The sequence below is a fragment of the Mesorhizobium sp. M2C.T.Ca.TU.002.02.1.1 genome, assembly GCF_003997225.1.
Genome location: NZ_RZTO01000767.1, coordinates 1 through 2,924, shown reverse-complemented (window position 1 = coordinate 2,924; position 2,924 = coordinate 1). Strand labels below are relative to the sequence as shown.

The window sequence follows — 2,924 nt, the reverse complement described above, 5'->3', positions numbered from 1 at the left end:
GATGGGCGAAGGACAGCCCGCGATCAGAGACCGCCACGCCGATCGTCTTGTCGCCGAGATCGAGCCCGGCGAGCGTCTTGCCGTCGGCAAGCCGTCCCGGCAGTTCCTCGATTGAAATGATGCCCAAGCGGCTTCCTCTGATATCCAGGCGTCACACATCCTTTTGACGGTAAGGCGCGCCGCGCTACTTTCAATTTGCCGCCAGCGTTCTATCCTTCGGCAACGGAAAAATCGAGGAAAGCATTCATGAAACTGACCTGGTACGGACATTCGGCATTCCGCGTCGAGACCAAGGACGCCACCATCCTCATCGACCCCTATCTGGTCGGCAATCCTTCCTGGGCGGGCGGCTGGGAAGGGCCGGCGGAGGGTGTCACGCATGTTCTCCTGACCCATGGCCACAACGACCATGTCAGCGGCGCGGTCGAGGTGCTGAAGAAAAGCGGCGCCATGCTGGTCGCCAATTTCGAGATCTGCATGTATCTCGTCGGCCAGGGCGTCAGCGGCGACAAGATCAATCCGGGCAATATCGGCGGCACCGTCGATTGCGGGCCGTTCACCACGACCTTCGTCCAGGCGTTGCACTCGTCCTCTTTCGGCGGCGAAGGCGGCACCAACACCTATCTGGGGAACCCGGGCGGACTGGTCCTGCACTTCCCGGAGGACAAGACGCTCTACCACATGGGCGACACCGACATCTTCTCCGATATGGGCCTGATCAACGAGTTGCACGAACCGAAGATCGGCATCGTGCCGATCGGCGACCGCTTCACCATGGGTGGCGCGGTGGCGGCCCTTGCCTGCCGCCGCTTCTTCGGCTTCGAGACCGTCGTTCCCTGCCACTTCCGCACCTTCTCGATGCTCGACCAGACCGCCGACAAGTTCGTCGCCGGCCTGGAAGGCTCGGGCGTCAATGTGGCGCTTCCGGAAGTCGGCAAGGCGATCACGATCTAAGTCGCCTGCAATCGCCAGGGGGTACCGCAACTGAGCTGACCGGCATCATGCATGTTGCGCGGCAGACGCCGCGCCGCTATAGCCCGCACTGGTTTTCCCGAGGCGATAGAACATGTCCGTTGATCTTCAGACCGTGAAGCGCGTCGCGCGCCTTGCCCGTATCGCGGTGAGCGAGGAGGGCGCCGAGCGCATGACCGGCGAATTGAACGCCATCCTCGGCTTCGTCGAACAATTGAACGAGGTCGATGTTTCTGGCGTGGAGCCGATGACCTCGGTCACGCCGATGGAGATGAAGAAGCGCCAGGATGTCGTCACCGACGGCAACAAGCCCGCCGACATCGTCGCCAATGCGCCGGCGACGGAAGAGAACTTTTTCCTCGTTCCGAAGGTGGTGGAGTAGGCCGTGGCTGTCGAGATCGCCGTCGAGACGCCTTTGCAGGACGACGTGCGCGCGCTGGTCGCCGAGCTCAATGCCGCGTTGCTCGAACTGACGCCGCCCGAGCACTGCTATCATCTGACCGTCGAGCAGATGGCGGGCAAGGATACGACGGTGTTCATCGCCCGCGACAACGGCCTCGCCGTCGGCTGCGGCGCGCTCAAGCGCCATGACGGGGCGGTCGGTGAGGTCAAGCGCATGTACACGCGACCTTCGCATCGAGGTCGCAAGATCGGCGCCGAGATCGTCGGACGGGTCGAGGCGCTTGCCCGGCAGGAAGGGCTGAGGCGCCTGGTTCTCGAAACCGGCGATCGGCACCCCGCGGCCTGGACCGTCTATGAGCGCGCCGGATTCTCGCGTTGCGGACCGGTGCTGGATTATCCCGACTCCGAGTGGTCGGTGTTTTACGAAAAGAGCCTTGCCTGATGAGCGATCTCACACATCTCACCATTTCCGAGGCCCGCGCCAAGCTGCGCGGCAAGGAGATCACCGCGGCTGAAATCACCGAGGCCTATCTTGCGGCGATCGATCGCGCCAATCCCGTGCTCAACGCCTATGTGACTGTGACCGCCGACAAGGCGCGCGACATGGCGAAGAGCTCCGACGCCAGGCTCGCCAAGGGCGAGGGTGGCGCGCTGGAAGGCATTCCACTCGGCATCAAGGACCTGTTCGCCACCGAAGGCATCCATACCCAGGCCTGCAGCCACGTGCTGGACGGCTTCAAGCCGCGTTACGAATCGACCGTGACCAGCAACCTGTGGGCGGACGGCGCGGTGATGCTCGGCAAGCTCAACATGGACGAGTTCGCCATGGGCTCGTCGAACGAGACCTCCTACTACGGCCCGGTGATCAATCCGTGGCGGCGCTCGCGTGTCGATACGGTCGTCATGCCGACGACGCATCAGGGCGATGGCGGCTTTGTTTCCGCCGGCGGCACGAAGACGGCGCGGACCTTGGACAACGCCCAGCTGGTGCCGGGCGGCTCGTCGGGCGGGTCGGCATCGTCGGTGGCCGCCTTCCTCTGCGCCGGCGCTACCGCGACGGACACCGGCGGCTCGATCCGCCAGCCGGCGGCGTTCACCGGCACGGTCGGCATCAAGCCGACTTACGGTCGCTGCTCGCGCTGGGGCATCGTCGCCTTCGCTTCCTCGCTCGACCAGGCCGGGCCGATCGCGCGCGACGTGCGCGACGCCGCGATCCTGCTGAAGTCGATGGCCTCCGTCGATCCGAAGGACACAACCTCGGTCGACCGCCCGGTGCCGGACTATGAAGCGGCGATCGGCAAGCCGATCAAGGGCATGAAGGTCGGCATCCCGAAGGAGTATCGCGTCGACGGCATGCCGCAAGACATCGAGGCGCTCTGGCAGCGGGGCATCGCCTGGCTGAAGGATGCCGGCGCCGAGATCGTCGACATCTCCCTGCCGCACACCAAATATGCCTTGCCGGCCTATTATATCGTGGCGCCTGCCGAGGCTTCGTCGAACCTCGCCCGCTATGACGGCGTTCGCTACGGCCTGCGCGTGCCCGGCAAGGA

4 protein-coding genes and 1 pseudogene are annotated in these 2,924 nt (G+C 64.6%); 4 read left to right on the top strand and 1 reads right to left on the bottom strand.

What is annotated here, in order from left to right:
* Positions 1-127: pseudogene (locus EOD07_RS38720) on the bottom strand (Holliday junction resolvase RuvX); the annotation flags it as partial.
* A 119-nt stretch (positions 128-246) separates the two neighbouring features.
* Here EOD07_RS38720 and EOD07_RS29050 point away from each other — a divergent pair.
* From EOD07_RS29050 to EOD07_RS29035, 4 genes are all read left to right on the top strand, one after another.
* Entirely contained in the window at positions 247-954 is a 708-nt protein-coding gene (locus tag EOD07_RS29050) for a metal-dependent hydrolase (protein WP_127237797.1), read from the top strand.
* Between the two features lie 112 nt (positions 955-1,066).
* Complete coding sequence (gatC, locus tag EOD07_RS29045) at positions 1,067-1,354, top strand: Asp-tRNA(Asn)/Glu-tRNA(Gln) amidotransferase subunit GatC (protein WP_127237796.1); 288 nt, start codon at positions 1,067-1,069, stop codon at positions 1,352-1,354.
* A gap of 3 nt (positions 1,355-1,357) precedes the next feature.
* Positions 1,358-1,816, top strand: a complete 459-nt coding sequence (locus EOD07_RS29040) for a GNAT family N-acetyltransferase (RefSeq protein ID WP_040987225.1) — start codon at positions 1,358-1,360, stop codon at positions 1,814-1,816.
* The coding region (locus tag EOD07_RS29035; protein ID WP_164772636.1) for an amidase at positions 1,816-2,924 on the top strand (1,109 nt) is incomplete at its 3' end. The genes EOD07_RS29040 and EOD07_RS29035, both read left to right, overlap by 1 nt.

Bases quoted from the DNA above. Each gene is read 5' to 3' on its own strand.
- gatC (WP_127237796.1), top strand. From the start codon at position 1,067: ATGTCCGTTGATCTTCAGACCGTGAAGCGCGTCGCGCGCCTTGCCCGT.
- EOD07_RS29050 (WP_127237797.1), top strand. From the start codon at position 247: ATGAAACTGACCTGGTACGGACATTCGGCATTCCGCGTCGAGACCAAG.